Genomic DNA, 599 nt, shown 5'->3' on the forward strand with positions numbered 1-599 from the left:
TGGGCGCCGCCGGAGACGCGGCCCTGACGCAGCAGTCGTACGCCGCCGGCGCGGGCGAGCTGCGCCGGCTCGGGTTCACCGTCGACTTCGCGCCCGACGCCGACGTCACCTCGGGCCCGGGCGACCCCACGATCGGCTCGCGGTCCGCGTCGTCGCGCTCCGAGACGGTCGCGGAGCACGTGGTGGCGGCGGCCGACGGGTTCTCGTCCGCGGGGGTGCTCCCGGTGGTGAAGCACTTCCCCGGGCACGGGTCGGTCCCGGCGGACAGCCACCTCACGCTGCCCGTGCAGACGAAGTCGGTGCAGGAGCTCGGCGCCAGCGACCTGGTGCCGTTCCGGGCCGCAGTCGAGGGCGGGCTGCCCGCCGTGATGATCGGCCACATCGACGTCCGGGCGGTCGACCCGAGGGTGCCGTCGTCGCTGTCGCGCAAGGTCACGACGGGCCTGCTGCGCGACGAGCTCGGCTTCGATGGCCTCGTCGTGACCGACTCGCTCGAGATGGCCGCCGTCACCCGCGGCCGCGACCCGGGGCGTACCGCCGTGCAGGCGATGCGCGCCGGCGCCGACGTGCTGCTGATGCCGCCGTCCCCGGCGGTCGCG

General features: G+C 76.1%; 1 protein-coding gene. It reads left to right on the forward strand.

Annotation, left to right across the window (positions count from 1 at the left end; translation table 11 throughout):
* On the forward strand, nt 1-599 hold a 599-nt coding region (locus FB586_RS18695), incomplete at both ends, for a glycoside hydrolase family 3 N-terminal domain-containing protein (protein ID WP_187697897.1).

This window comes from Cellulomonas telluris, from assembly GCF_004886325.1.
Taxonomy (GTDB): domain Bacteria; phylum Actinomycetota; class Actinomycetes; order Actinomycetales; family Cellulomonadaceae; genus Cellulomonas; species Cellulomonas telluris.